The organism is Verrucomicrobium sp. BvORR034, from assembly GCF_000739635.1.
In the GTDB taxonomy this organism is placed as follows: domain Bacteria; phylum Verrucomicrobiota; class Verrucomicrobiia; order Verrucomicrobiales; family Verrucomicrobiaceae; genus Verrucomicrobium.
Window position 1 is genome coordinate 21692 of the sequence record NZ_BATQ01000140.1, and the last position, 22947, is coordinate 44638.

19 protein-coding genes are annotated in these 22947 nt (G+C 59.6%); 5 read left to right on the top strand and 14 right to left on the bottom strand.

From position 1 onward, the window contains the following. Positions 1-103: 103 nt before the first annotated feature. From BV034_RS24110 to BV034_RS24130, 5 genes are all read right to left on the bottom strand, one after another. Complete coding sequence (locus tag BV034_RS24110) at positions 104-991, bottom strand: ATP-grasp domain-containing protein (protein WP_050029525.1); 888 nt, start codon at positions 989-991, stop codon at positions 104-106. A 265-nt stretch (positions 992-1256) separates the two neighbouring features. Next, positions 1257-2444: a formate-dependent phosphoribosylglycinamide formyltransferase gene (purT, locus tag BV034_RS24115; RefSeq protein ID WP_050029526.1), complete on the bottom strand. Its 1188-nt coding sequence runs from the start codon at positions 2442-2444 to the stop codon at positions 1257-1259. A gap of 241 nt (positions 2445-2685) precedes the next feature. Beyond that, complete coding sequence (gene sufT / locus BV034_RS24120; RefSeq protein WP_050029527.1) at positions 2686-3243, bottom strand: putative Fe-S cluster assembly protein SufT; 558 nt, start codon at positions 3241-3243, stop codon at positions 2686-2688. Between the two features lie 298 nt (positions 3244-3541). Continuing rightward, positions 3542-4048: an iron-sulfur cluster scaffold-like protein gene (locus tag BV034_RS24125; RefSeq protein WP_050029528.1), complete on the bottom strand. Its 507-nt coding sequence runs from the start codon at positions 4046-4048 to the stop codon at positions 3542-3544. A gap of 147 nt (positions 4049-4195) precedes the next feature. Beyond that, a complete protein-coding gene (locus tag BV034_RS24130) occupies positions 4196-4795 on the bottom strand; it encodes a rhodanese-like domain-containing protein (protein ID WP_050029529.1) in 600 nt (199 codons plus the stop codon). A 277-nt stretch (positions 4796-5072) separates the two neighbouring features. On the opposite strand from BV034_RS24130, the gene pssA reads away from it, so the two are divergent. Next, complete coding sequence (pssA, locus tag BV034_RS24135) at positions 5073-5966, top strand: CDP-diacylglycerol--serine O-phosphatidyltransferase (protein WP_265593402.1); 894 nt, start codon at positions 5073-5075, stop codon at positions 5964-5966. A 124-nt stretch (positions 5967-6090) separates the two neighbouring features. Beyond that, positions 6091-7317, top strand: a complete 1227-nt coding sequence (locus tag BV034_RS24140; protein ID WP_050029530.1) for a hypothetical protein — start codon at positions 6091-6093, stop codon at positions 7315-7317. Positions 7318-7394: 77 nt separating this feature from the next. On the opposite strand, the gene BV034_RS24145 is transcribed toward BV034_RS24140, so the two are convergent. Together BV034_RS24145 and BV034_RS24150 are read right to left on the bottom strand one after the other, a co-directional pair. After that, positions 7395-8159: a metallophosphoesterase family protein gene (locus tag BV034_RS24145; protein ID WP_050029531.1), complete on the bottom strand. Its 765-nt coding sequence runs from the start codon at positions 8157-8159 to the stop codon at positions 7395-7397. A gap of 12 nt (positions 8160-8171) precedes the next feature. Beyond that, entirely contained in the window at positions 8172-8564 is a 393-nt protein-coding gene (locus BV034_RS24150) for a hypothetical protein (RefSeq protein ID WP_265593403.1), read from the bottom strand. Between the two features lie 505 nt (positions 8565-9069). Here BV034_RS24150 and BV034_RS24155 point away from each other — a divergent pair. Then, positions 9070-11937: an inverse autotransporter beta domain-containing protein gene (locus BV034_RS24155; protein WP_265593404.1), complete on the top strand. Its 2868-nt coding sequence runs from the start codon at positions 9070-9072 to the stop codon at positions 11935-11937. A 116-nt stretch (positions 11938-12053) separates the two neighbouring features. On the opposite strand, the gene BV034_RS24160 is transcribed toward BV034_RS24155, so the two are convergent. The 4 genes from BV034_RS24160 to BV034_RS24175 form a co-directional block, all read right to left on the bottom strand. Next, positions 12054-12446: a hypothetical protein gene (locus BV034_RS24160; protein ID WP_050029534.1), complete on the bottom strand. Its 393-nt coding sequence runs from the start codon at positions 12444-12446 to the stop codon at positions 12054-12056. 162 nt (positions 12447-12608) lie between these two features. Beyond that, entirely contained in the window at positions 12609-13250 is a 642-nt protein-coding gene (locus BV034_RS24165; RefSeq protein WP_050029535.1) for a plasmid pRiA4b ORF-3 family protein, read from the bottom strand. Positions 13251-13596: 346 nt separating this feature from the next. Further along, positions 13597-14874, bottom strand: a complete 1278-nt coding sequence (locus BV034_RS24170; protein WP_050029536.1) for a DUF1501 domain-containing protein — start codon at positions 14872-14874, stop codon at positions 13597-13599. Between the two features lie 128 nt (positions 14875-15002). Continuing rightward, positions 15003-17240 carry a DUF1549 domain-containing protein gene (locus tag BV034_RS24175; protein ID WP_050029537.1) on the bottom strand — a complete coding sequence of 746 codons (2238 nt, stop codon included), beginning with the start codon at positions 17238-17240 and terminating at the stop codon, positions 15003-15005. A gap of 303 nt (positions 17241-17543) precedes the next feature. Between BV034_RS24175 and BV034_RS24180 the strand changes: the two genes are divergently transcribed. Continuing rightward, positions 17544-18245, top strand: coding sequence for a hypothetical protein (locus tag BV034_RS24180; protein WP_050029538.1), 702 nt, complete (start codon positions 17544-17546; stop codon positions 18243-18245). Positions 18246-18338: 93 nt separating this feature from the next. On the opposite strand, the gene BV034_RS24185 is transcribed toward BV034_RS24180, so the two are convergent. The 3 genes from BV034_RS24185 to BV034_RS24195 all read right to left on the bottom strand — a co-directional run bounded on the left by BV034_RS24185 (position 18339) and on the right by BV034_RS24195 (position 21474). Then, positions 18339-19736 (bottom strand): enolase C-terminal domain-like protein, encoded by a 1398-nt coding sequence (locus BV034_RS24185; RefSeq protein WP_050029539.1) that lies wholly within the window; start codon positions 19734-19736, stop codon positions 18339-18341. Between the two features lie 152 nt (positions 19737-19888). Further along, positions 19889-20554, bottom strand: coding sequence for a DUF2007 domain-containing protein (locus BV034_RS24190; protein WP_050029540.1), 666 nt, complete (start codon positions 20552-20554; stop codon positions 19889-19891). 83 nt (positions 20555-20637) lie between these two features. Further along, positions 20638-21474, bottom strand: coding sequence for a fumarylacetoacetate hydrolase family protein (locus tag BV034_RS24195; protein WP_050029541.1), 837 nt, complete (start codon positions 21472-21474; stop codon positions 20638-20640). Between the two features lie 175 nt (positions 21475-21649). On the opposite strand from BV034_RS24195, the gene BV034_RS24200 reads away from it, so the two are divergent. Then, complete coding sequence (locus BV034_RS24200) at positions 21650-22732, top strand: SMP-30/gluconolactonase/LRE family protein (RefSeq protein WP_050029542.1); 1083 nt, start codon at positions 21650-21652, stop codon at positions 22730-22732. Positions 22733-22947 lie beyond the last annotated feature (215 nt).

Here is a 22947-nt window from a genome sequence, read left to right on the forward strand (position 1 = left end):
TCAATTTCCTTAACCCTTCCGACTCCAGCAGATCGTTGAGATTCATTCGGCACCGAAGGCCAGCCATGATGAGTTCCCCCTGCGGAAAGAGCAGCTGGAGCTCTCAACCCACCAGTCCTGCCCACAATTTGTGAATTGGGGCCCGACTCAGACCGGAGAACTGAGCATCCCCCACTTCGATCACCCTCCATTCACCTGTCTCCAGCTGTCCCACGTCGACGGCCACATACGGTACTGCCAGCCTTTGGGACACCTCCAGGGCCAAGTCTGTGACTGCCGCACCCTCTGATTCTGCAAGCCCGGCGAGATCATCATCCCCTTCCCAGTAGTACCCCATGGCCAGCACCTGCTCACGATAGACAAACACCCGGTACTCCCGCCCCAACGGAAATCCACCTGGGCCCACCCGACCATGCCTCAGCTTCATCAGCCTCCGAATGATGACCCGCCCGAGCGACTTTCGCCGATTCTTCAAAACCCGGCTCACAATCTCCCGCAGTTCCGCTGCATCCTTGGCCACACAGGCCGCCAAGCCTTTGGCTTTCAGTGACTGTACCGTCCCTTTCACGAACACAGGATACCCCAATTGAGCCGCTGCCGCCTCACAGGCCCCTGCGTCCGCCTCGTCCACACAGACACTCTCTGCCGTGAGATCTGCCAGTAGGGGATAGAACCGATCAAACTCCTCAGCTCTTCGGAACTCGTCGGGCGAATTCACAAGGCGGATATTCTTCCGCAATGCGGCGTCATAGACCGACCCGTAGTGTTCTGGCAGAGGAATGTATCCAATCCACACTGCTGGCACCGGATCCGGACCGGCCTGTACGGGCACATGCCACAGCGCATCATCTGCCGTCACCCCCTCCGGCAACTCCTGTGGAATGTGATAGATCCTGCAACCCGCGATCCGCGCGGCTTCCGTGGCCCGATGGAGATCCCTCAAGCTCGCGCTATCAGGCAGCTGAGGGGAATATTCGCTGAGAGCAATCATGAAACCCACCTCAATACTCGATGTTCAACGATGCCGATTTGTCGCGTGACATGCACCTGAATTTTGCAGCGACATTGACCTTCATGATCCTCCATTGGAGCGGGAATTTCTGGAAGGTTAGCGGGTCGTGAGCCGACCATTCCAACGCCGCAGCCCCTTTTCCCCCGACTACTGAAGACTCCGTCGCGCACGCCGGATTAACCGACGAAGCGTTAGCAATTCACTTGCTTGTGCACTCTTCAATCAACGGCGGCGCACATCCCACTCAGAGCCTCACATCCACAGCCCCCGCCGCATTGCGAGCTTTCTCGCGTGCAGCCTCAATGCTCTCCGCCCGAGCCGCCACCACGCCCATGCGACGCTTGCCTTTGACCTCGGGTTTGCCAAAGAGCCGCAGAGCCGTATCCGGCTCACTCAGCGCTGCCGTGAGATTGCCGAACTGGACGTTCTGCGAATGCCCTTCCACCAAGATCACTGCGGAGGCGCTGGGGCCGTGCTGGGCAATGTTGGGGATCGGCAACCCGAGAATCGCACGCGCATGCAGCGCGAACTCACTGAGGTCCTGAGAAATAATCGTCACCAATCCCGTGTCATGCGGCCGCGGGGAGACCTCGCTGAACCACACCACATCATCCTTCACAAAAAGCTCCACACCGAAGAGCCCCCATCCACCCAGGGCGGTGGTGATGGCCTCGGCGATGCGCTTGGACTCCGCCAGCGCTGTTGCCGTCATCGGCTGCGGCTGCCAGCTTTCGCGATAGTCCCCGTCGATCTGCAAGTGCCCGATCGGCTCGCAGAAGGACGTGCCGCCGGCATGGCGCACCGTCAGCATGGTTATTTCATAGTCGAAGTCCACAAAGCCTTCCACGATCACCTTGCCCTTGCCAGCCCGACCGCCCTCCTGCGCGTACTTCCAGGAATAGGCCAGATCGCCCTCACTGCGCACCACGCTCTGCCCTTTGCCGGAGCTGCTCATGATCGGCTTCACCACGCAGGGCATCCCGATCTCTGCCACTGCCGCACGGAATTCTTCTTCCGTCGCGGCAAACTTGTACGGCGAAGAACGGAGCCCCAGCTCTTCCGTCGCCAGGCGACGGATGCCTTCCCGATTCATCGTCAGCTTCGCCGCCCGCGCCGTCGGCACCACCTTGTAACCCTCCGCCTCCAGCTCGACCAAAACATCCGTGGCAATCGCCTCCACCTCAGGCACGATCAAATTCGGCTTCTCCGCCACCAGCACTGCCCGCAGCGCCTCCGCGTCCAGCATGGAGACGACGTGCGCCCGATCAGCTACCTGCATGGCAGGAGCATTTTCATAAGAATCCACGGCGATCACCTCACACCCGAACCGTTGCAGCTCAATCACCACCTCCTTGCCCAGCTCTCCAGAGCCAAGCATGAGAACACGGATTGCCGAAGATGTGAAGGGGGTGCCGATGGACGGGGAGGACATGGGAAAGAGAGAAAGAACTTGCTGGGTGAGATGGACGATGAGTGAAAAGTAAAAAGTGAAAAGTAAAAAGTAAAAAGTCGAGCGGCTTCCTGCGAAGGCACCCCTGGACTCAGCCTACCGCGGCCACGAAGTTTCCACCCCGTAGTCCTTGGCGCTAAAAACGAAAAGGGAGAGCCTGTGACTCAAGCTCCCCACTTTTCACTTTTTACTATCCACTTTTTACTCTTTTGGCGCTTCGCGCCTAAATCATCCCCAGCTTCATTTTCCCCTCTTCGGAGATCATGCTCTGGTTCCATGGCGGATCCCAGACGAGTTCCACGGCGGCATCGTCCATGTGCTCGATGGTCATGATACGAGCTTGGGCGTCAGCTGCGATAGTGGGGCCCATGCCACAGCCGGGGGCGGTGAGGGTCATCTTCACCAAGGCCTTGGTCTTGCCCTCCTCGTCGTTGCTCACGGCACAATCATACACCAGGCCCAGGTCCACGATGTTCACCGGAATTTCGGGGTCGTAGACTCCGCGGAGCTGCTGCCACACCTGCATCTCCAGATCGCTCGCATCGCCCGGAATGTTGGAGGAGCTCTGCGTTTCCTGCTTTTTGTCCTCCTCAGGGTCGATTCCCAGTGCATCGGCGTCTTTGGCCGAGATACGGGCCAATCCGTGGTCTGTCGCCACGGTATAGGTTCCGCCCAACGACTGCGTGATGATCACCCTTGTCCCCGCTGGCAGGCGGATGGCATCCCCACTCGGGATCTGGATGGCTTCTACTTCTCGATTCAGGTCTATGTCAGTGTGCATGGCAGTGGAGGGAGGGGAAAGAAAGGGGTGGCGTCAGGCTGCTTGGCTCTAAGAAGCTGCGAACCAGTGAAAAGTAAAAAGTAAAAGGTGAAAAGTAGGGGCAGAGCTCCTGCCCGGGGTTGCCGGGGCAGCCTGCTCGGACAGCTCGAGTTCAGAAAAAGGGTACGCGGGCGGCAGTAGAACGGTCGTCGTGCGAATGTCCGCAGCCAGCTTGGGGAGCAGAAGCGGTCGCGCGTGGCAAGCGGGGCGCTTGCCCCACAACGTTCAGGGAAAAAACGTGACGGCTCGCCCAAGGCGATTAGAACTTCACGATCTTGATCTTGGCAGCCTGCTTCTTCCCAGCCGCCGCCAATGCATCATGCAACGTGGGCGCGTGCTCCACAGGCGTTGTCGGTTGCAAGGAGGCCGCAGGTTGCGGTTGAGCGTTCGCTTTCCCCGCAGTCTCTGCTTCGAGGGCCGCCTTCAGCGCCCCTTCCACCATTTGACCGCAGTGGATCTTCATCGGCGGCAGGGGTCCGAGCGGCTTGGAGAGTTCTTCAGCACTCAGATCAAGCGCCTCCTCCCGCGTCTTCCCCTTGATGAGCTGCGTGGCCAGGCTCGCCACTGCGATTGCCGTCTGGCAGCCGAAGCTCTGGAAGGTGGCCTTGTCGATGACCTTCTTGCCGTCCTGCTCCTTGTACTTGATCCACATGCGCACCATGTCCCCGCAATCCGGGCTGCCTACGGTGCCCACAGCATCCGCATCCGGGATCTCCCCTACATTCTGGGGATTGGCCAGGGCGTCCTGCAAAACTTCTTCGTTCATAATATAAAAAGACAAAAGACGGGAAGACCAAAGACTGAAGACATGAACTTCACCACCGGCGACCGAGCTATTCGTCCAGAAGGTCCAATCCTGTTAATCTCCTGAAAATCTTGTTAATCCTGTCAAAACGATATCATCAGCCCCTGGCTAGTCCTCAATTTCAAGGCGATACCGTGGGATGCTGGGATCCACTTCCAGGCTGTAGGCATCGATTCCGCCCTTCAGGCACTTCGTCTCCACGAAGCCATGTCCCAGGAAGTACGCGGCCGCGTCCATGGCGCTGTTTCCCTGGTGGTCATAGATCACCACTGGGTCGGTCTTGTTCCACTGGTCAAAGATCACCTGGATGAGTTCCTGCGAGACCAGATGGGAGCCTGGGATGGCCACCGCCTCGTGCTCCTCGCGGGAGCGCACATCCAGCAGCTTGGTGTTCGGGTTCGCCTCGCGCAGCTTCACCAGAGCCTCCGGGGTGATTTGCAGGCTGGCATCGCTCTGGTAACTCTCCTGAATGAAGGCAACCGCCTCCTCCACCGGGATGTTTTCGTTGCGGGCGCACACCTCCGCCAACGTCTCCCCTGGCTGGAAGCCGCAACTCCGGCATCCGCCGATGTGATACTTCGCAAACAGTGCCCGCTGCGCCCCTGGGTAAGATTCCAACAGCGCTCCCATCTTGGTGGCCCCGCTCAGCGGCGGCAACTCAGTGACAACATCAGAGGAAACAGGATCGGCGACAGTCGCAGTGCTCATTATAGAGAGACCATACGCCCGCCAACCGCAGGAGGCAACCCTGACCGGCTACGCCGGAGACAGAAGACTTGAAGACTCAAGACTCAAGACCCGAACCTTCTCCCAAGTGCCCCCCTCAAAGTCTGAAGGCATTCGGAGCGCCAGCATCTCAACCAGCGCCAGCGTCTCAACCAGCGTAGCGTCTCAACCAGACCAGGCGCCCAAACTGGCCGCAGGCCGCAATCTCTTAAAAATCTTGTCAATCTTGTCAAAAAAACGCGCTACAGTCGCGGCCACCATGTCCACGTCCCCCACCGACGACCGCGACCGCGAGCCTCGCATCTACGTCCTGCCCAATCTCATGACGGCAGGGAACCTGCTCTGTGGGTTCATGGCCATCCTCCACATCGTCGGTCGTTTCCAGCCTGACACCGGTCATCAGCGGTACATGTGGGCCATTGGTTTCATCCTCGTTGCCTGTTTGTTCGACCTCCTTGATGGCCGCCTGGCACGCCTCAGTGGTCAGAGTTCCGACTTCGGCCGCGAGTTCGACTCCTTGGCGGACATCGTTTCCTTCGGCATGGCACCTGCACTCCTCGTGCACGACATCGTGCTGGCTGAGTTTGAGAAAACGTTCGGCGGGCTCGGCTGGCTCATTGCTTGCATCTACCTCGTCTGCGGTGCCATGCGCCTCGCCCGGTTCAACTGTCTGGCCGCCATCGAGACCGAAACCGGAAAGAAATCCTCCACCTCCTTCCGCGGCTGCCCCATCCCCGCTGCGGCCGGCGTCATCGTCTCCCTCACCATGACCCTGATGTGGCTGGACGGCATGGACCGCGAAATCGGACGGTGGAAGTACACCCTGCCCGCCCTCATGCTCCTGCTCTCCTACCTCATGGTCAGCAGTCTGGAGTACCCTAGTTTCAAGTCCATCAACTGGCGCACCCGCCGTTCCTTCCACTGGGTGCTCATCAGCATCATCGTCCTCGCCTTTACCGTAAAGGCCTGGCAGTGGATGCCCACCGTCCTCTTTGTCTCCTACCTTCTCTACGGTCTCGTCCGCCCTTGGATCTCCCGCAAATGGCGCCGGGAGATCGAAGACACGAGCGATGGGGAAATCGAAACCGAAGGCGAGGGAAACACCTTCAACAGCGAGACAGAAGCCGTAGCCCGCGTGAAAAGTGATAAGTAGAGTGAAAACCGTTAGTCGAGAGACGTCCAAAGTCCAGACACCAGACTCCCGGCCTGAGCCCCTGACTGACGCACTGTCCCTTTCCCACCTTATCCCTTACCCCTCCCTTTTCCCTCTCTAACGCGTGCCCGACTTCCACCAGCCCATCCTGCTCCCAACGCTGCACCATCTCGCCGAGACTGCCCTCGAAGAGCGTGAGGCGCTGCTCAAGGAGCTCTCGCTGGAGAAACCCGTCGCGCTCGTCATTCCCGCCCTCTACGCCGAGCTCCAGCGTCCCGCCCTGCCGCGCATGCTGAAGCAGCTCACCGGGGTTCCCTACATCAGTCAGGTCATTTTCACCATGAACGGCATGAACCGTCGTGAGTATGACCGCGCCCGTGCTTTTTATGCCAAGCGCCTCCCCAATCTCCGCCACACGGTCCTCTGGAATGACGGCCCGGAGCTCACCAGCCTCCACCGTGAGGTGGATACCCTCGGTGCCCGCCGCAGCGGTCCGGGCAAGGGCGGAAACGTCTGGATGGGTGTCGCCGCCCTGCATGCCACCGGTCACCGCGGCGTCATCGCCTGCCACGACAGTGACATCTTGAACTACGATCGCGAGATGCTCTGGCGCCTCTGCCTGCCCGTGGTCCACCCCGGCATGGGCTACGTCTTTGCCAAGAGCTACTACGGCCGGGTGCGTGAGCGCATGTACGGCCGGGTCACCCGTCTCCTCGTCTTCCCCCTCATCCAGGCGCTACGGGAGATCTTCGGCTCCACGCCTCTTCTGCGCTTCCTCGCCATGTGCCGGTATCCGCTCTCTGGCGAGTTCGCCGCGGACTCCGAGTTCCTTCGCAAGATCCCCCTCGCCGCCGACTGGGGCCTGGAGATTGGCATGCTCTGCGACGTCTTCCGCCACGCCCCCGCCCAGCGCTTCTGCCAGGTGGACCTTGGCAGCAACTTCGAGCATAAGCACCAGCATCTCGGCTACGACCCAGTCACCGGCATCCCTGATGCCACCAGCGGCCTCATGCGCATGGCCCGCGAGGTCACCCGCGCCCTGCTTGACCACCTCTGGGCCGACCTCGGCTTTTCCGCAGAACCCCGCAAGCTGGAGCGCCTGGCAGACACCTACCTCGCCATTGCCCGCATGCTCCTCACCCGGTATGCCCATGAAGCCATGTTCAACGGTCTTGAAGAGACCTCTGCAGAGGAAATGGGTGCCATCACCGTCTTCGCGAAGATGATCGAAGAGGTCACCAGCGAGTGCCCTCCCGCCCCTCCCTCGCCCAGCACCCTGCCCTCCTGGAACACGGTCTCCCAACGCCTTCCCGACCTGGGCCCCAAGCTCTGTAGCATCGCGGTGAGTTGAGGGTTGAGGCACCGGACACAAGATAATGCTGGTCCTCACGGGAACGCAAACAGGCCCCGCTGATTGGGAAGCGGGACTCAGTTTTCCTCAATTTCCACCACCATCTCTGGCTGGAACCCCGGATTGACGTCCTCCGGGTAAGCTTGGGGATTCGCCAGCACCCGCGTCTTTCCAATCCAGTAGTCGTTGCTGTGGTGGATATGCCCATGGATCCACAGCCTCGGCTGGTGCTCCAGCACGAGTTCATCCAGGTGTGAGGCATAGGCGCAGCTGATCGGCCTCACCCGTCGATGTTCCGGCAGGGAGAGCAGGGACGGGGCGTGATGCGTCACCACCACGGTGCGGTGCGCATCATGCGACTCAAAAAAAGCCCGCATCTTTCTCACGCTTTCCAGATGCGCTGCACGCGTGTCCACCGGACGCAATTTCCTATATCCCATTCGGGAGTTCCGCACCCGCTTGTAGTCATTCATCTTCTCCGCCGCCAGTGCGGCCCCTTCCTGCCAGGGATCCATGAGAGACAGGTCCGTCCAGAGGGTGCAGCCGTACACGAACCACCCCTGCAGTTCAAAAAAGCCATCCTCCAACACGTGCACAGGGGTCCCCTGGGTTGCCTCTTGCAGGCGCTCAATCACCCGCGGATACCTGTCACCATAGAACTCGTGATTCCCACATACATACGCCGTTGGCGTACTACCACAGAACTCACGGATCCATGGCAGCCCATTTTGTTTGGTCGCGATGTCCCCGGCAAGCACCACCAAATCCACATCCCCTCCCAGGGGAGGAATCGCCGTCGGACCAAACTCGCGGTGCAAGTCGCTCAGCACTCGTATGCGCATATCCTTCTCCGATCATGCCGCATCAGCAGCCTTGGGCTTGCCCACCAACCTGTGCAGTGCCGTCACCCCCAAGCCCAGCACGACAAACAGCGATGAACCGGCTGCTGCGAAGGCGATAAAATTGTAACTTGTCGACAAAAACACCTCCCAACGTCTCGCAACCTCTGGAGCCACAAATTCCAGATCTCTCCAATGAGAATCGCCAATGTACACGGCCAGTTCGTGCAAGACGCCCGCGCACGGCAGCAAGAACAGCAACGCACATACTCCAAAATAAAACGCCCCTGGTGAGGTCGTCCGGATCTTGATCAACCGCCACAACAACATCATCAGCAAAATCACCACCAGAACCAGCAGGGTCCACATCGCCCAAGGGCAAACATCCATCATCGACATCCGCTGCATGTAAATAACCTGGGGTTCGCTGCTAGGGGTGGGCTCCATTGGAGAAAATACGCGTCGATCCTGCAACTGCAAGTTCGGGGGTGAGGGACACACAGAGCGCTTTCTTTCCTAAAACCTTGAGCAATAACGCCTTCGGATGCAATGATTATTTTCGATCAGCATCTATAAACCTCCGCCCACTCACTCCTCCTTCAGAGATCCCTTTCCTCGAACTTCGTTGCTCTAAAGCGGTTCTATTCTCCCTCGTGCCACTCACAATTGAGTCCCACATCTAGTTTCTCAAGACCACAACCAAACCTTGCGCAAATATTGCGCAACTTTTTGATGCATTCGCTTGTTTTATACGAAATAGGCGTGGAAGGAACGTTTGCGTCTATCCCTTTGTGACCAGTTGCAGCCGTCCGGCTCATTCCCGCCAGCGCCTCCGCCTAGGGGATGAGACCTGTTTCTCCAGGCCGATTCCCTTCTTGGCATCGGCAGTGTCCACCTCGACTCCCACTCCCACTTGAAAACATCCTCTCCCCGCACTCGTCATGTGGGCTCCAGACGCGCCCCTTGGGCGCAGTTCCTGAGCTCGCTGGTTACCGCCACCCCGCTCCTCACCCTTGGCTTTGCCTTGGGCCAGTCCACCCTTGCAGGGCCATTGGACAAAAATCCGGTCAAGAACCCGAACCTTGTCCCTGTTCAGGAAAATCACCCCATGTACTTGGGCACCGTCACTGGTGGGGTGAAAACCAGCGATGTGTACACGGAGGGCAACTTCTCCATCGTTGCCCCTGTTTTCAGCACCCTGGGGGCGGATGCCACCCTCTCCGGTGACGTCATCTACCTCGAGCCCTACACTTCCTGGGGTGAGGGTGGCGAGATCGCCGCCTCCCTCGGCCTCGGCTGGCGCCACCTCTTCGGCTCCCAGCCCGTCTCCGCACTCACCCGCAAAGATTCGCCCCAAGCGGGCTTCCTTGAAGAAGGCTTCTTCGTCGGAGCCAATGTCTTCATCGACATGCTCGACACCGAGGCCAACAACCAGTTCTGGCAGCTTGGTGTGGGCATCGAGGCTGGCACCCGCTACCTCGAAGTTCGCGGCAACTACTACATCCCCCTCTCGGACAAGCAGCTCGCCGAGCAGACCCGCACCCGCGAGATCCTGCGCAACTCCTCCAGTCGCGATGCCACTTCCGTCACCGCCCTGAGCGACCCCTACGCCACGGGCAACACCGTCTCGCAGGACGTTTCCTACCGTACCCTGCGCACCACCACGACCACCACCACCACCATCGAGCGCCTCTTCAGCCGCTATGAAGAAGGCATGGAAGGCTGGGACACAGAGGTGGCCGTCCTCATCCCCGGGCTGGACAAATACTTCGATCTCCGCCTCATCGGTGGCTATTACAGCTTTGACAACCAGCCCTTCGGCCCGCAGACCGGCGGCACCGGCAATGTGGAAGGCTGGAAGGCCGGCGTGGAGGTCCGCCCCGTGCCCGCCGTCATCCTCACCGGCACCTGGTACGAGGACGACCGCCTCACGGGCAGCGACTGGACCGCAGGCGTCCAGCTTCAACTTCCCTTTGAATTGGGAGATCTGGGAGACGGCAAAGGCTTCTGGGGACGCATCGGTGACTCTTTCAAGCCCCGTCGCCGCCACCTCGCCGAGCGTCTGGCCGAGCCTGTGCACCGTCAAAATGCCGCCATCAAGGTGGCCAACACGGTGGATGTCGACACCGACACCTCCACCAGTGTGAAGAAGGTGACCAAGGTGGTCTCCCAGACCCCGGGTAAGATCGTGCTGGCGGACGACATCGTCTTCGTGAACAACGGCGGCCCCGTGGGCAACGGCATCCAGGCTGGTGACACCTCCGAAAACGGTGCCGATGGCACGGCGGAGAAGCCCTTCAACAACCTCTATGAGGGCTCTCTCACCGCTGGTGAAAACAGCATCATCTCCTCCAAACTGTGGACCGTGTACACCCAGGGCGGCACAGGCATCGACTACAACGAGGAAGTCCTCAGTGGCGGCATGACCCGCTTCACCAGCAGCTACCTTCCCATCGCTGGCGTAGGCGGCCGCAACTTCGGTGGCAATACCGAGCGCCCAGTCCTCTACGGAGGCATCTACTCGCTCTTTTTCAGCCAGACCCTCATGGTTGAAGGTTACGATTTCCGCAGTGGATTCAACGAGCTCGGTTTTGCCATCCTGGGCTTCAATACCACCAATGCCCTCATCCGTCACAACCTCTTCTCCGACATCGGAGAATTCCAAAGCGAAGAAGGCACTGGTGCCGTTACCTTCTACGTGGAAGACGGCCAGCCACATAACTTCGTCGTGGAGAACAACGAATTCCGTGATGTGTACAACGCCATCGGCCTCGTGGCAGATACCGACTCGCTCTCCGACCCTCTGAACGTCACGCTGGACGTGCGGGACAACCTTTTCGCGGCAGAAGGCTATGCCATCTTTACCACCAGTGCCTACGGCTCCGGCAAGGTCACGACCACCTTCACCAACAACGTGATCTCCGGTGACTTTTACATTCCCTTCATCTCCATCGCAGAGGGCGATGTCACCCTGGACTCAACCTTCGCGAATAACCTCTTCACCTCCTCCAGTGATGTGGAGTACATGTTCGGAGCAGAGACCCGGGACGACGCCAAGCTCCTCCTCACCGTCAAAAACAACCAGTTCCTCGGCGAGACTTGGCACACTCACTTCGACCTCTACTCCCACGAAAACTCCACGCTCACGGCCGACATCCGGAACAACACCTTCTCGAATGAGATCGATCAGTTGATCTACGTCGAGCAGGTTGACGATTCCACGCTCGACATCACCTTCGCCAGCAACTTGGTGAACGCCGAACTCCACAGTGACGCCATCTCCCTCAATGTCTATGGCAGCTCCATGGGCAAACTGGTCGCCAAGATCGAGAACAACGTCTTCAGCGGCCATTTCTCGGATGACGTCATCGACGCCCGCCTTTGGGACGAAGATTCAGATGGCGTTCTGAATCTCACGGTCGCCGGCAACCAGTTTACCGACTACATCGGTGACTCCGCCATCTACATTGAAGCGACTGACGGCAGCACCGCCAACATCAAGGTGTACAACAACACCGTCGCCGAAGACGCCTACATCGACGACAGCTTCCTGGCCATCTCCACCATCGGAGCAGCCACTGTGGCGGTGACGGAACTCGACAACAACCTCATCTTTGGTGATGTGGACTATGGGTTCGACTTCTTTGAGGACGCCGGCGCCACCTTCTCGGTGTTTGGCACCAAGAACAACCTCGTGACCGACCCGGCATCCAGCGATATCCAGCTGAACTTCGGCATCACGGGTAGCTTCTTCATCAACGGATTCGAGTACCCCTTCTAACTCCCAGAGAACTCACTGCCAGCCTCCCTTGAGGGCATCTCCGTCTCGTCGGAGATGCCCTTTTGCTTTCCTCTACCCCCCACCCCTCCTTTTTAGCCTGAAGCCGCCGAACGAACTCACCATTCCTGCCAAAACGTCCGGCCGTCGCCATAGTCAAGCTTCCAGGATGCCGTCCCAGAATCCGGTCCCGCGCGGTGGAGCCAGACTTCATACTCCAACAGGAAGTTGAACTGATCCATCACCACAAGGGTCAGTAGCAACGCAAGCCAACAGACACATGCCACCCGGCTCCATCGGCTACGCTGAAGCCCGTGCACAATCCATACGCCCAAGGCAGGCACCAGCAGCAACCCCACCAGTCGCGGATTGGGGCCCACATGCGGCACCGGATACCGGTCCACCGCCTGCCAGACTAGGAACAACACCACCCCTCCCAAGACTGCCACGCACCCCAGAAGGTACACCACCAACAGACACCGCCAGATCATGGAGAAAAACGACAACTTCATCGTCAATTCATAGGATCTCCAAGCCCTTCCTCTTCCGCAAGGCCAAACCGCGCCCCCTCGTCCAAGGAGCGGCGGTTTGTGCCTCCAGCACAACCGCCGGCCCAAGCCCCCGATTCTCCACCAACTCCGCTTCCTCGAACCGCTCAGCTCACCGCCGACTCCTCACTTCGCAATCGCAAGCTTCAACCGCTTCGCAGCATCAGTGAACTTCACCTTGCCAGGCGTAAACTTCACCGGATCAAACGCCTTGCCATCCTCCAGATTTTCGCCCAGCCATTCCGTCATTTCTTCGTGATCGGGATGATCGGGATCCGCCACGGCTTCGCGCATCTGCTCATAGCCAAACACTCCACCGCTGTCTTCCGGAGGGCACGCCATCGCACCTCCGATGCAAACAGGGTACTTGACCTTCGCATCCGCCAGGAAGGCCCCTTCCAGCAGCACTGTGTGCCTCCAGTCATCGCCAAAGTCATACAGATAGCTCACCTGATCACCCGGGCGACTCAGATGCGTGGTCACCGCCACCTTCCATCCCGGCAGGACATCATCATCAATCTCAGCGTCGGGCAGGCCGATCCGCACCCGCTCGCCCGTCTCCGTTGACAGCTCAAACTCATGCAGGTGGCAGTCGAGCCAGCCCATCGCGTCCTGAATGGCCACGTGCAGCTCCCAGAATGTGCACTCTTCCGGCATCAGGATTCTCCTCCATACCTCCGGTTCCGAGCCATCAAGCGCCACCCGGATCTGGTACACGACCTTGCGCTTCGCTGACTTGGCCTCCTTCGCCGAAACCTTTTTCTTCATAGTAGTCTTCAGTGACATCAACAGCCGACATCCGCAATCAGGAATCCAACCCCAACAGCCCGCCCCCCTTTCCAACTCAACCCTTGCTACGCCCAAAATGGAGGTGGGACTTCCAATTCCCCAAAATCGTCAGAGCCTCCCTCGACTCATTCCCCATATCGCCCCACTAGGCAACCGCAGACCGGGCACTACCCAGCCCGCTATGCCGTGTGGCAGCCATCGCCGGATCCTTCTCAATCCGCACAAAAAAACACCCGGCCTTTCGACCGGGTGTTGTACTGAACCCCAATTAACTATGACTGACTAACTAACTGACTGAATCAATAACAAAGGCCGAATCCTGGCATCAGGCGAAGATGTCGCCGACAACCTTGCCCTTGTCGCCCACAGTGAAGGGGCGGCCGGAGGGGGACATCACCACCTCGCTCACCGGCAGGCCCATGGCCGCGCCGATGGTGGCAATGAAGTCCTGCACCGTCACTTGTTTGTCGGCCACTTCCTTACCGTCCTTGTCGGAGGAACCGTAGACGTAGCCACCCTTCACGCCGCCACCGGCGAACACGGTGGAGTACACCTTCGGATAGTGGTCGCGACCGCTGTTCTCGTTGATGTTCGGCGTACGACCGAACTCGGAGCCCAGCACCACGAGCGTGGAGTCAAGCAGGCCGGTGCGCTTAAGGTCGGTGAGCAGCGCCGCGAAGGCGTTGTCCATACCGTTACCCGTGCGCTCCATGGCTTCGTCGATGTAGTTGTGCATGTCCCAACCGCCGGAACGCACTTCCACGAAACGGACCCCGCTCTGCACGAGGCGACGGGCCAAAAGGCAGCCCTGGCCGAAGCCGTTCCCGTAAAGCTGACGGGTTGCGGCGTCTTCCTTCGTCAGGTCGAACGCTTCGAGGTCCTTGCTCGTAAGCAGGTTCATCGTTTCGTCGTAGAACTCAGTGTATGCACGCACTTCTGGGCTGCGGAACTTGTCGCGGAAGGCGCTGTCGAACTCGTTCATGAGGGACACACGCTTCTTGAACATGTCGTCCGTCACGCTGGACTTGGCGTTCTGCAGGCCGGACTCCGGGCTGCTGATCGGCACAGGAGCCAGCGCTGGCGGGAAGAAGCCCGCGTTGGCGGTGCCAGCACCGATCGTCACACTGGAGGGAAGCGTAGCGTGGGAGCGCCCCTTGAAGTGCTGAGCCCAAGAGCCAAGCGTGGGGTGAACGATCGTGCCACGGGGATCATAACCCGTGTGCATGATGTAGGTGCCTGCCTCATGCACACCCGTCTTGGAGGACATGGAGCGGACGATGGAGATCTTGTCGGCCTGCTTGGCCATCTTGGTCATGTAGCCACCCAGTTGAATGCCGGAGGCATTCGTGCTGATCGGGTCTTTGAAGCCCTTCGTCTCACCCGTTTTCGGGTCAAACGTGTCGATGTGGCTCATGCCGCCACCCATATACAGGTAGATCACGGCTTTGGCCTTGCCACCCTTGCCAGTAGGGGCGGCTTCGGCAGCGCCGAAAGCCTCGTTGTCCAGTCCAGAGAGGACGCTGACGCCCAGCGCAGCCTTGGCCGTGCGGAGCATGAACTCACGGCGGGAAGCCGGATCGAGCTTGAGGTACGCATTCTTCATGGGAAAAAACCTTTCGTAGGGTTGGAGGAGCTAATCGGGAGGTGAGAGAAAACTAAAGAGGATATCAGGCAAGACGGGAGGGGCGTCTGGGGGCCAGCCGCCCCTCCGTCAGTGTGAAGGGGTCTGGCTTACTGGATGAAGCTGAACTCGCGGGTGTTCACGAGCGCCCAGATCATGTTGGCATAACCTGCGTCGCCGTTGGAGCCGAGCTGCTTCTTCGCAATGTCCTTCTCACGCAGCGTGGGGCGGCGGTTCAGGATGCTCAGGAACATGGCCTCCACCTTGTCGGCGGGGGAGCTCACTTTCTCCATGTTGCGGAAGATGAGAGAGGTCGGGTCCGTCAGCATCTTCTGCGCGCTGCCGTTCATCATCATCAGCACCTGGGGCACACTGCCTTCCTTGGAGCCGCCGTCGATGAGGATACGCTCAGACTGACCGAACTCGCGGAGGAAGTGACCGCCAGGAGCGGGCTGTTCCAGCTCAGAGGCACGCATCAACTTCATGTTGCCGTACTTCATCACCTTGCCTTCCATCATCTCGTCGTCCTTGCCGGCCATCTCCAGGCCACCACCAGCCATCATCATGGCGTTCTGCTTCTTGCCGATCTCCTGCACGGCGTTCACCTTGCGGAGCACGTCGGTGGCAGTGAGTTTCGGGTTGGTCAGGTCCATGTCGATGGAGCGCATGTACAGATCAGCCTCGTTGTTCTTGACGGTGTCCGGGTTGCCCATCACCAGGGTCATGTAGGAGTCCCAAGCCTGCTCTGCGCTCATGCGGCGCAGAACGGGGCCCTGGAAGTAGTACGGCTCACCCATGGCCAGCTCGGCGGTCGTCGCCTCGCGCTGATAGGTCTTGGTGTTGTAGAGGATGCGCAGGTACTCCTTCATGTTGAACTTCACACGCACCATCTCATTGGACAGGTGCTGCAGGAGTTCAGGATTGTAGGACTCTTCCGGATGGTCGAGGTTGCGAACGGTCGGCGTCAGGCCCATGCCGAAGGTGTGAGCCCAGAGGCGGTTGGCGATCGTCATCGCGAAACGCGGGTTCGAGGGATGCGTCATCCACTTCGCGAAGTTGTCGCGCAGGTTTTCCGCATTCTTCACGCCGCCTTCTTCCTTCTTGCTCTTCTTGACACCGGCGCTGACCACGTCGTAAGCCGGGTTCTTCTTGTCCTTCTCATTCCACATGATGAGCTTGGGAGCCACGGCATCGCCAGGGTTGCCATCTTTGTACTTGTAGTCATGCGGGAGCTTGAGGCGGTTCTCGCTCACGTCATTCACCAGGTAGCGGTTCGCACCCAGCACGTTGCCGAGCAGGTTGCGGTAGCGCTGCGGATCCACGCCATTGCTCTCCATGATCTGGGAGGCATCTTCAATCAGCTTCCGGGTGGGGTTGCCATTGGGGAAGTCTTTGTTGCCCATCTGCGTGCTCGTCGCACCGAAGAAGGCGGCCATTTCGTAGAACTGGCGCTGAGTCCAGTCCGAGAAGGGGTGGTCATGGCACTGGGCGCAGGAGACGTCCGTACCGAGGAACACCGTCAGGGTGTTGGCCAGGTTGTCCAAAAGCATGCCGGAGTCACGAAGGAGGTAGCCGGTGGCACCGTTGTCCCAGGCCTTGCCGTCGGCGGTGATCATCTTGTAGACGATCTGGTCCCAACCTTCGTTCTTCTTGATCTCGTCCTTCATCCACTGGATGTAGGGAGTACCACGCACGAAGTCGGCCCCGTCCAGCCGGTCCTTGATGCGGAGCATCTCGGCGAGGTAGTTGTACATGTTGCTCGAGAAGCCTTCGCTATCCAGAAGCTTGTCGATCAACTTGGCACGCTTGTCGGCGGCATTGTCCTTCAGGAAAGCCATCGTCTCGTCGTAGTTCGGAATGCGACCCGCGACATCCAGGAACACGCGGCGCACGAACTGCTCGTCCGACATCAGCGGGTTGGGTCCCACCGGCTGGAAGGGCTTGGCTTGCTTGCCAGCCTTCATATCATCGACAGCCTGCTTTTTGTGGGCTTCCGCTATCTTGATGTTGCCCTTCTGCAGGCCCATCTCGACGAGCTGGTCGATCTTCGCCGCCGCTTGAGCCGCGGAGGCGTTGGTCGGCACCGCCATCATGGCGTTCGCATTTTCCGCCGGGGGCAGCGTCTTGGCAATCTGCTGGTCTTCCGCAGCCAGCTTGTTCAGAGGCAGCGGGAAGACCGTGCCATTGGCCAGCTGGATGTAAACCGTGTCTCCGTCCAGCTTGACGAAGGTGGCTTCGACTTTACGGCCTTGGCTGTCCGTCCACACGCGGGTGGACGCAGCCGAGACCGTCATCGTTCCGAACAGGGCAGCGACGCCGAGTCCGAGAAGCAGAGTATTGGTTTTCATTTGGGTTATCAGTGTGTCAATGCGATGGTCGGAGAAAATCAAACCAAAGGGCCGTCAGCGCGGGGCGCATCGCCTCTTCGGGTTTTGAACGATTCCGAAAGAATAATATTAGAAATTCGACAGCTTTTTGCACGAATTTTCAGTCTCTGACGGTAGCAACTGGCCATATGGTGCCACAGACACCCTTTTTGCCCCTGCCAGCGCGTTTCCTCCCAAGAAGAAGTACGTCCCGCGGGTCAGCCTTCGGCGGGCAAAGAGGCAGTGTGAGGCAATGCATCAGCCTTCTCCACCGAGCCTCTGGCCATGACCCAATTCAAGAAAACCCACTTCGACTGCGACAGCTGGCACCAGACCGATGAAGGCTGCGACTTGCGGAGCCGTCACCTCGACTCGCTTGCCCGCTGGCTCTGGCTGCCGGGACGCCGTTTCCGCCTTGCCGACGAGCGTTTCACCCTCGCCAATGCGTTCCGTATCCGAGGCAAAATCTCTCCTGCCGAAGCCAACTACCGCCATGCCCTGTGCCTGTTGGAGGGACGGCCCCGCCCCCTCCGATCCAAGGAACTTCTACGTCGACATTCCCTGATCGCCGCCTGTCACAACCACCTCGGGATGATGTGGCTGGAACATGGCCCTGCGGAGCGCGCCGCCGCCGCATTTGATGAAGCCATTTCCTATCGGCGGAATCTCCTGCGTCACTTCCCAAAAGATCGGGAAAACCAAGTCTATTTGGGCGGAGCCTTGTGCAACAGGGGCCACGCTGCCGCCGACTCCGATCCTGCATCTGCCGCTGCATTCTATCACGAGAGCCTCCAAATCCTGCGCCAGCCCACCCAGACCTGTGACTGTAGCTACTGGGATGAAGAACGGCAGTCATGGTGGTGTTCCCAACTCGAGTCCCTGGCCCAACTCCTGGGACTGCCCTGGGTGGAGTTGGCCCCCCAATTCATCGACAACGCCATGCGCGGTCTGGCTTCATTGAAACCAACGCCTACAGAAGAGCACTGACCAACCGCCACCCAATGCAATGGGTTGGGCAGCGCAGCCCCACCCAAATTGCGAGATCTGTCGAAGCTCTCCCTTGGAAGAGATCCATCCGGACTACGAGCGACTTTTCGGCAGCTCCCTCACCATCTCGTCCAGTCGATACCCCATCCCGGGTCCACCCAGCGTGCTCAGATCCACAATACCCCCACGTCGAGCATAAATCCCCGGATGGACAGCCGCCTCGGGCAGACTCGCGTCGGGGTAGAACTGCATCGCGTTGCACTCCACGCCCTGAATCGTCCCGGCATGGGCCGCCAGACGCACATGCGGCAGGATGGCCAACATGGGATTCGTGAGATCCTGCACCATGAGAGGCATGCCGTGGGCCTTGGCCCAGCACAGGCTCAACAGAGCGCCGGTTTGGGTCTTGCAAGTCTTCAGCGCCACCCCGCTCCAGCCCAGAGAACGGCCCAGTTTCACAAATTCCCAGTCATGCGCACTTTCGTCCAGGAAGAGAGGCTTGCGCGCGGAGACGCTGCGCACGTCCAGCATGTCGTGCTCCAGTTCGTAGGCGAAGGGCTGCTCCACATACAGTGTGCGGGCATAGATCTCCGGCTCATCACGTAGCAGGCGGTCCAGAATCTCATTCACGTACCCAGGCTCCGCCACCGTGCAGTTGAAATCCGCGCTCATCCAGCGCATGCCGCTGGCAAGGCCCAGGTGGCCCACACGCAAGAGCCGCTCATAGTCCCAGCGCGAGTCCGTCCCACGCAATTTCACCTTCAGGCAGGTCAGCCCGTCCTGGGCAATCCAGTCCAGAAGGGTCACTGGGTGGCCATCATTCGGCTCGCTTCCCGTCAGATCTGCCGTCTCCAATGGATCCAGCCCTCCCACGAGGTGCCACACTGGCAGCTTCGTCGGTGCCGGACGCACCAGGAAATCTTGCACAAACCGCCCCTTGAAAGACACGCCGCTCTTCTCTGCTGGCTCTACGAACTCAGACAGATCCCGCGAGACATGCTCCGGTCCGTAGCAGTCATAGATGTCCCTCTCGTGCAGCTTGCCATACGCATCGTGCACGGCAATGTCGAACGCGCTCAGGGACACCAGCGCCGCGAGATAGGGCATCGGCTCCCCCCCCTCCTTCGTGTTGTGGTCCGCCACTGCTGGCAGCAAGGCCAGCTTTTGGAAATCATACCCGATCTCCAGGGGATGCCCCCACTGGTCAAACGCCGCCAATTTTTCTGCCAGCACCAGGGAAAATTCCTGCATGCGCCGTCCGCGTTCCGCCACGGTCGTCACGGTTGACGGCCAGGTCCAGGAAACGCTAAGCGGCGTCTCGCCCCAACCCACCGCCGTCTTCCCCGACTCGTCTCTTACCGTCACTGCCGTGCGCAGGCAGACCACGCTCGTTGTCGTCTCAGGTCCAAACTTCAGCGGCACTCGCAGCGTGACGGGCAAAAAATACACCTGGGCGGAAACAACACGGACGTCGGTAGGCAGCATGGGCATGGTGAATCAAGTCTCTCCGGGGCAACCCCGGATTCAAGCAGCGAATGTCGAAAGTCCAGAGGCGTTTCAAAATGCGGAGGACATTTTGCCCAAAGCCAGACACAAACCCACCAAGACTCAATCGAGTGTCCAGGCAGGGAGACTGCACCGAGTCACTTCTCACCGTCTTCCAACTCCGCTGCCATTTTCCTCAGTTCATCCAGTCGATAGGCCGAAGCAAGGTGGCGACGAAGCCAGATCAACACCGGCACGCTGATCAGCACCAGCGGGGTGCTGATGACATGCCCCAGCAGGAGATTGATGGCAAAGCCGAAGTCCTTCGCGGCGGCATCGTGGCCCAGCCCATGGGACCAACTGGCGTGTGGTTCAGTCCGCAGCTGCGCCAAAATAATCACCACCAGTCCCAATACTCCACCCACCAGAATGCGACTCATCAAGAGCGCCATGGGATCTGGGAAATAATGCTCCCGGGATTCCACCTCCACCTCCGTCTTTGCGGTCTCCAGAGCATCCGCTGCCCCACCCATGCGCCCTGCATCTCCAGACTCTGCAGAGAACCCCTCCCCCACTCCACGCGCTGGCAATGGCGGCGGTACGGGTGCCGAATCCACCGCCACGGGCTCGGCCCGCAAAATTTCGACGGCATCCGCCCAATCCTCCTCTTCCACCAGCAGGGTGCATGGCATCACCGATCCCGGCGCATACAGGTGCATCGCCTGCTCATGCACCACATTCACCTCCACCCCGTGCGCTCCGAGCAGCGCTTTTGCCATGTGCGCCCAGATCGGATTGTAGGTGTGGCACAAGCGGATCAGCATGAAGAGTCAGGTGGTTCTATGGTTCTTGCGTTACTCCTGAGACTTGGTTCTTCCGCATTCCGAACTCGCCTTTCGGCGTTGGCTCAATCCATCCCATTCACCAGCGTTCCAATGCCTCCAATTGTGATCTTCACCACATCCCCGGGCTGGAGACAAAAGTCATCAGGCGGCACCACGCCGGTGCCCGTCATGAGATAGCACCCTACAGGGAAACTCTCTTCCTTGAACAACCAGCCCACCAACTCCTCAGGCGTACGTTTCATCTGTGCCAGCGTCGTCTCCCCATGGAACACAGGCACCGCAGCATCCCTCCTCCAGATTTCGCACTGGATCGGCGTCTCGGCGGGAATCGGCCCCTCCGCCACCAACACGCCAGGCCCCAGCGCAGCACAGCGGGCAAAGACCTTCGCTTGCGGAAGATACAGCGGATTCTCTCCCTCGATGTCGCGGCAGCTCAAGTCATTGCCACAGGTATAGCCCACAATCTCCCCCCGCCGGTTGATCACCAGTGTCAGCTCAGGCTCTGGCACGATCCACTTCGAATCCAGGCGACGATGCATTACCCCACCTGGGCCCACGACGCGGGATGGCGTCGCTTTAAAAAACAACTCTGGTCGATCCGCTTCATACACCCGCTGGTAAAAATCGGCCCCACCCGCGTCCTTGCTTTCCTCCATCCGCGCGTTGCGGCTCCGGTAGTAGGTCACTCCGGATGCCCACACCTCCTGCGTCCCCAGCGGAGCTTGTAGATCCTCCACTGCGGGTGCAGCTACCTCCGCCTCCGATCCTGAATCCAATCCGCGCAGCCATGCCGCGAGGTTCTCCCGATTCAGAAGCTCATCCCAGTCCCCCACGGGTACCGCATGGTACCGACCATCACGTTCAACAACAGGACCTTGGGCAGTGCGATAGAGGATCATAACTTCGGCAAAAAAGTGCAAAAAACTCACTCCATCACTACCCGTCCCCCGACCTCAGAGCAAGACCTCTGCACCTACTCGCCGTTTTATTTTGTCTCGACACCCCTTCCTCCACCCGATTTTCTAAGACACCCCCCTTCCGCCTCACCCTTTCCTCCCCATTATCCCTCTCACCATGAACCGTCGCACCTTCCTCTCACTGTCCGCCCTGGCCGCCGCCACTCCCGCCATGGCCCGTGATTTCGGCCCGCATGCCGAGCCTGCTGGTTATCCGGACCCGGACCTCGTCGCGCTCGATTCCACCTTCAACAAGTACCTCATCGGCAACACCCCCATCAAAAGGCTCCACACCGGCTGCCTCTGGGCTGAGGGTCCGGCATGGAACGGTACAGGAAATTACCTCATCTGGAGCGACATCCCCAACAACGCCCAGATGCGCTACCTGCCCGAGGACGGCCATGTCAGCACGCTACGCAGCTCCAACAACAGCAACGGAAACACCTTTGACACTCACGGCCGCCAGGTCAGCGCTGAGCACGGCACCCGCCGCGTGGCCCGCTATGAACTGGATGGCAAGATCACTGTCCTGGCGGACACTTTCGACGGGAAGCCCTTCAATGCCCCCAATGACGTCGTCGTCCACCCCGACGGCAGCGTCTGGTTCACCGACCCCGGCTACGGAAGCATGGGCGAATACGAAGGCAACAAGGGTGAGCTCCAGCTCAAGACTGCCGTGTATCGCATTGACCCCTCCGGCAAAGTGGAAAAAGTCTGCGACGACGCCGAGCGGCCCAATGGGCTCTGCTTCACTCCCGACTACAAGAAGCTCTACGTCGTGGACACCGGCTCCGCCAAAAACATCCTCGCCTACGACCTCCAGGCTGACGGCACCAAGCTCGGAAAGCCGAGTGTCTTCGTCGCCAATGCCAACACCGACTGGCAACTGTATGAAGGCGGCCCCAAGTACACACGCGGCTCATGGAACAAGGAAGAACAGTACCGCCTCAAAAACGGGGGCTCTGATGGCGTCCGCTGTGACGTGGACGGCAACGTCTGGGCCAGTGCCGGCTGGGCGGGCGAAGGCTACAACGGCGTGCACATCTTCAATCCTGAGGGACAGCTTATCGGCCTCATCCGCCTGCCGGAAACGGGCAGCAACATTTGCTTTGGCGGCCCCAAGCGCAACCGCCTCTTCATCACCGCCAGCCAGTCCCTCTACAGCGTCTATGTGAACACGCAGGGCGCACATTGGTGTTGAGTCAATCTCCAATCGCGTCCCGCCAACTGGCAGCCTGTCTGGCTGGCAGCCGCCCTCGCGGACAAACTCAGATTTCATTCCTCCGACTCTGGTCTTGCTGTCTCAAGCTCCATCCCTTCCTGAGCAAACACAAGAAGGGATGGCAAAATGCCACCCGACGGCCAGAATTCATTCCGCACCCGCCCAAGCCACCCGGGCCGAAATGGAGGCCCGCG

Coding starts and splice junctions, on each gene's coding strand:
- BV034_RS24165 (WP_050029535.1), bottom strand. CDS start 13,250: ATGAAGAAAAAGGTTTCGGCGAAGGAGGCCAAGTCAGCGAAGCGCAAG.
- purT (WP_050029526.1), bottom strand. CDS start 2,444: ATGTCCTCCCCGTCCATCGGCACCCCCTTCACATCTTCGGCAATCCGT.
- pssA (WP_265593402.1), top strand. CDS start 5,073: ATGTCCACGTCCCCCACCGACGACCGCGACCGCGAGCCTCGCATCTAC.
- BV034_RS24130 (WP_050029529.1), bottom strand. CDS start 4,795: ATGAGCACTGCGACTGTCGCCGATCCTGTTTCCTCTGATGTTGTCACT.
- BV034_RS24175 (WP_050029537.1), bottom strand. CDS start 17,240: ATGAAAACCAATACTCTGCTTCTCGGACTCGGCGTCGCTGCCCTGTTC.
- BV034_RS24150 (WP_265593403.1), bottom strand. CDS start 8,564: ATGCAGCGGATGTCGATGATGGATGTTTGCCCTTGGGCGATGTGGACC.
- BV034_RS24170 (WP_050029536.1), bottom strand. CDS start 14,874: ATGAAGAATGCGTACCTCAAGCTCGATCCGGCTTCCCGCCGTGAGTTC.
- BV034_RS24160 (WP_050029534.1), bottom strand. CDS start 12,446: ATGAAGTTGTCGTTTTTCTCCATGATCTGGCGGTGTCTGTTGGTGGTG.
- BV034_RS24200 (WP_050029542.1), top strand. CDS start 21,650: ATGAACCGTCGCACCTTCCTCTCACTGTCCGCCCTGGCCGCCGCCACT.
- sufT (WP_050029527.1), bottom strand. CDS start 3,243: ATGCACACTGACATAGACCTGAATCGAGAAGTAGAAGCCATCCAGATC.
- BV034_RS24110 (WP_050029525.1), bottom strand. CDS start 991: ATGATTGCTCTCAGCGAATATTCCCCTCAGCTGCCTGATAGCGCGAGC.
- BV034_RS24125 (WP_050029528.1), bottom strand. CDS start 4,048: ATGAACGAAGAAGTTTTGCAGGACGCCCTGGCCAATCCCCAGAATGTA.
- BV034_RS24185 (WP_050029539.1), bottom strand. CDS start 19,736: ATGCCCATGCTGCCTACCGACGTCCGTGTTGTTTCCGCCCAGGTGTAT.
- BV034_RS24180 (WP_050029538.1), top strand. CDS start 17,544: ATGACCCAATTCAAGAAAACCCACTTCGACTGCGACAGCTGGCACCAG.
- BV034_RS24195 (WP_050029541.1), bottom strand. CDS start 21,474: ATGATCCTCTATCGCACTGCCCAAGGTCCTGTTGTTGAACGTGATGGT.
- BV034_RS24190 (WP_050029540.1), bottom strand. CDS start 20,554: ATGCTGATCCGCTTGTGCCACACCTACAATCCGATCTGGGCGCACATG.
- BV034_RS24145 (WP_050029531.1), bottom strand. CDS start 8,159: ATGCGCATACGAGTGCTGAGCGACTTGCACCGCGAGTTTGGTCCGACG.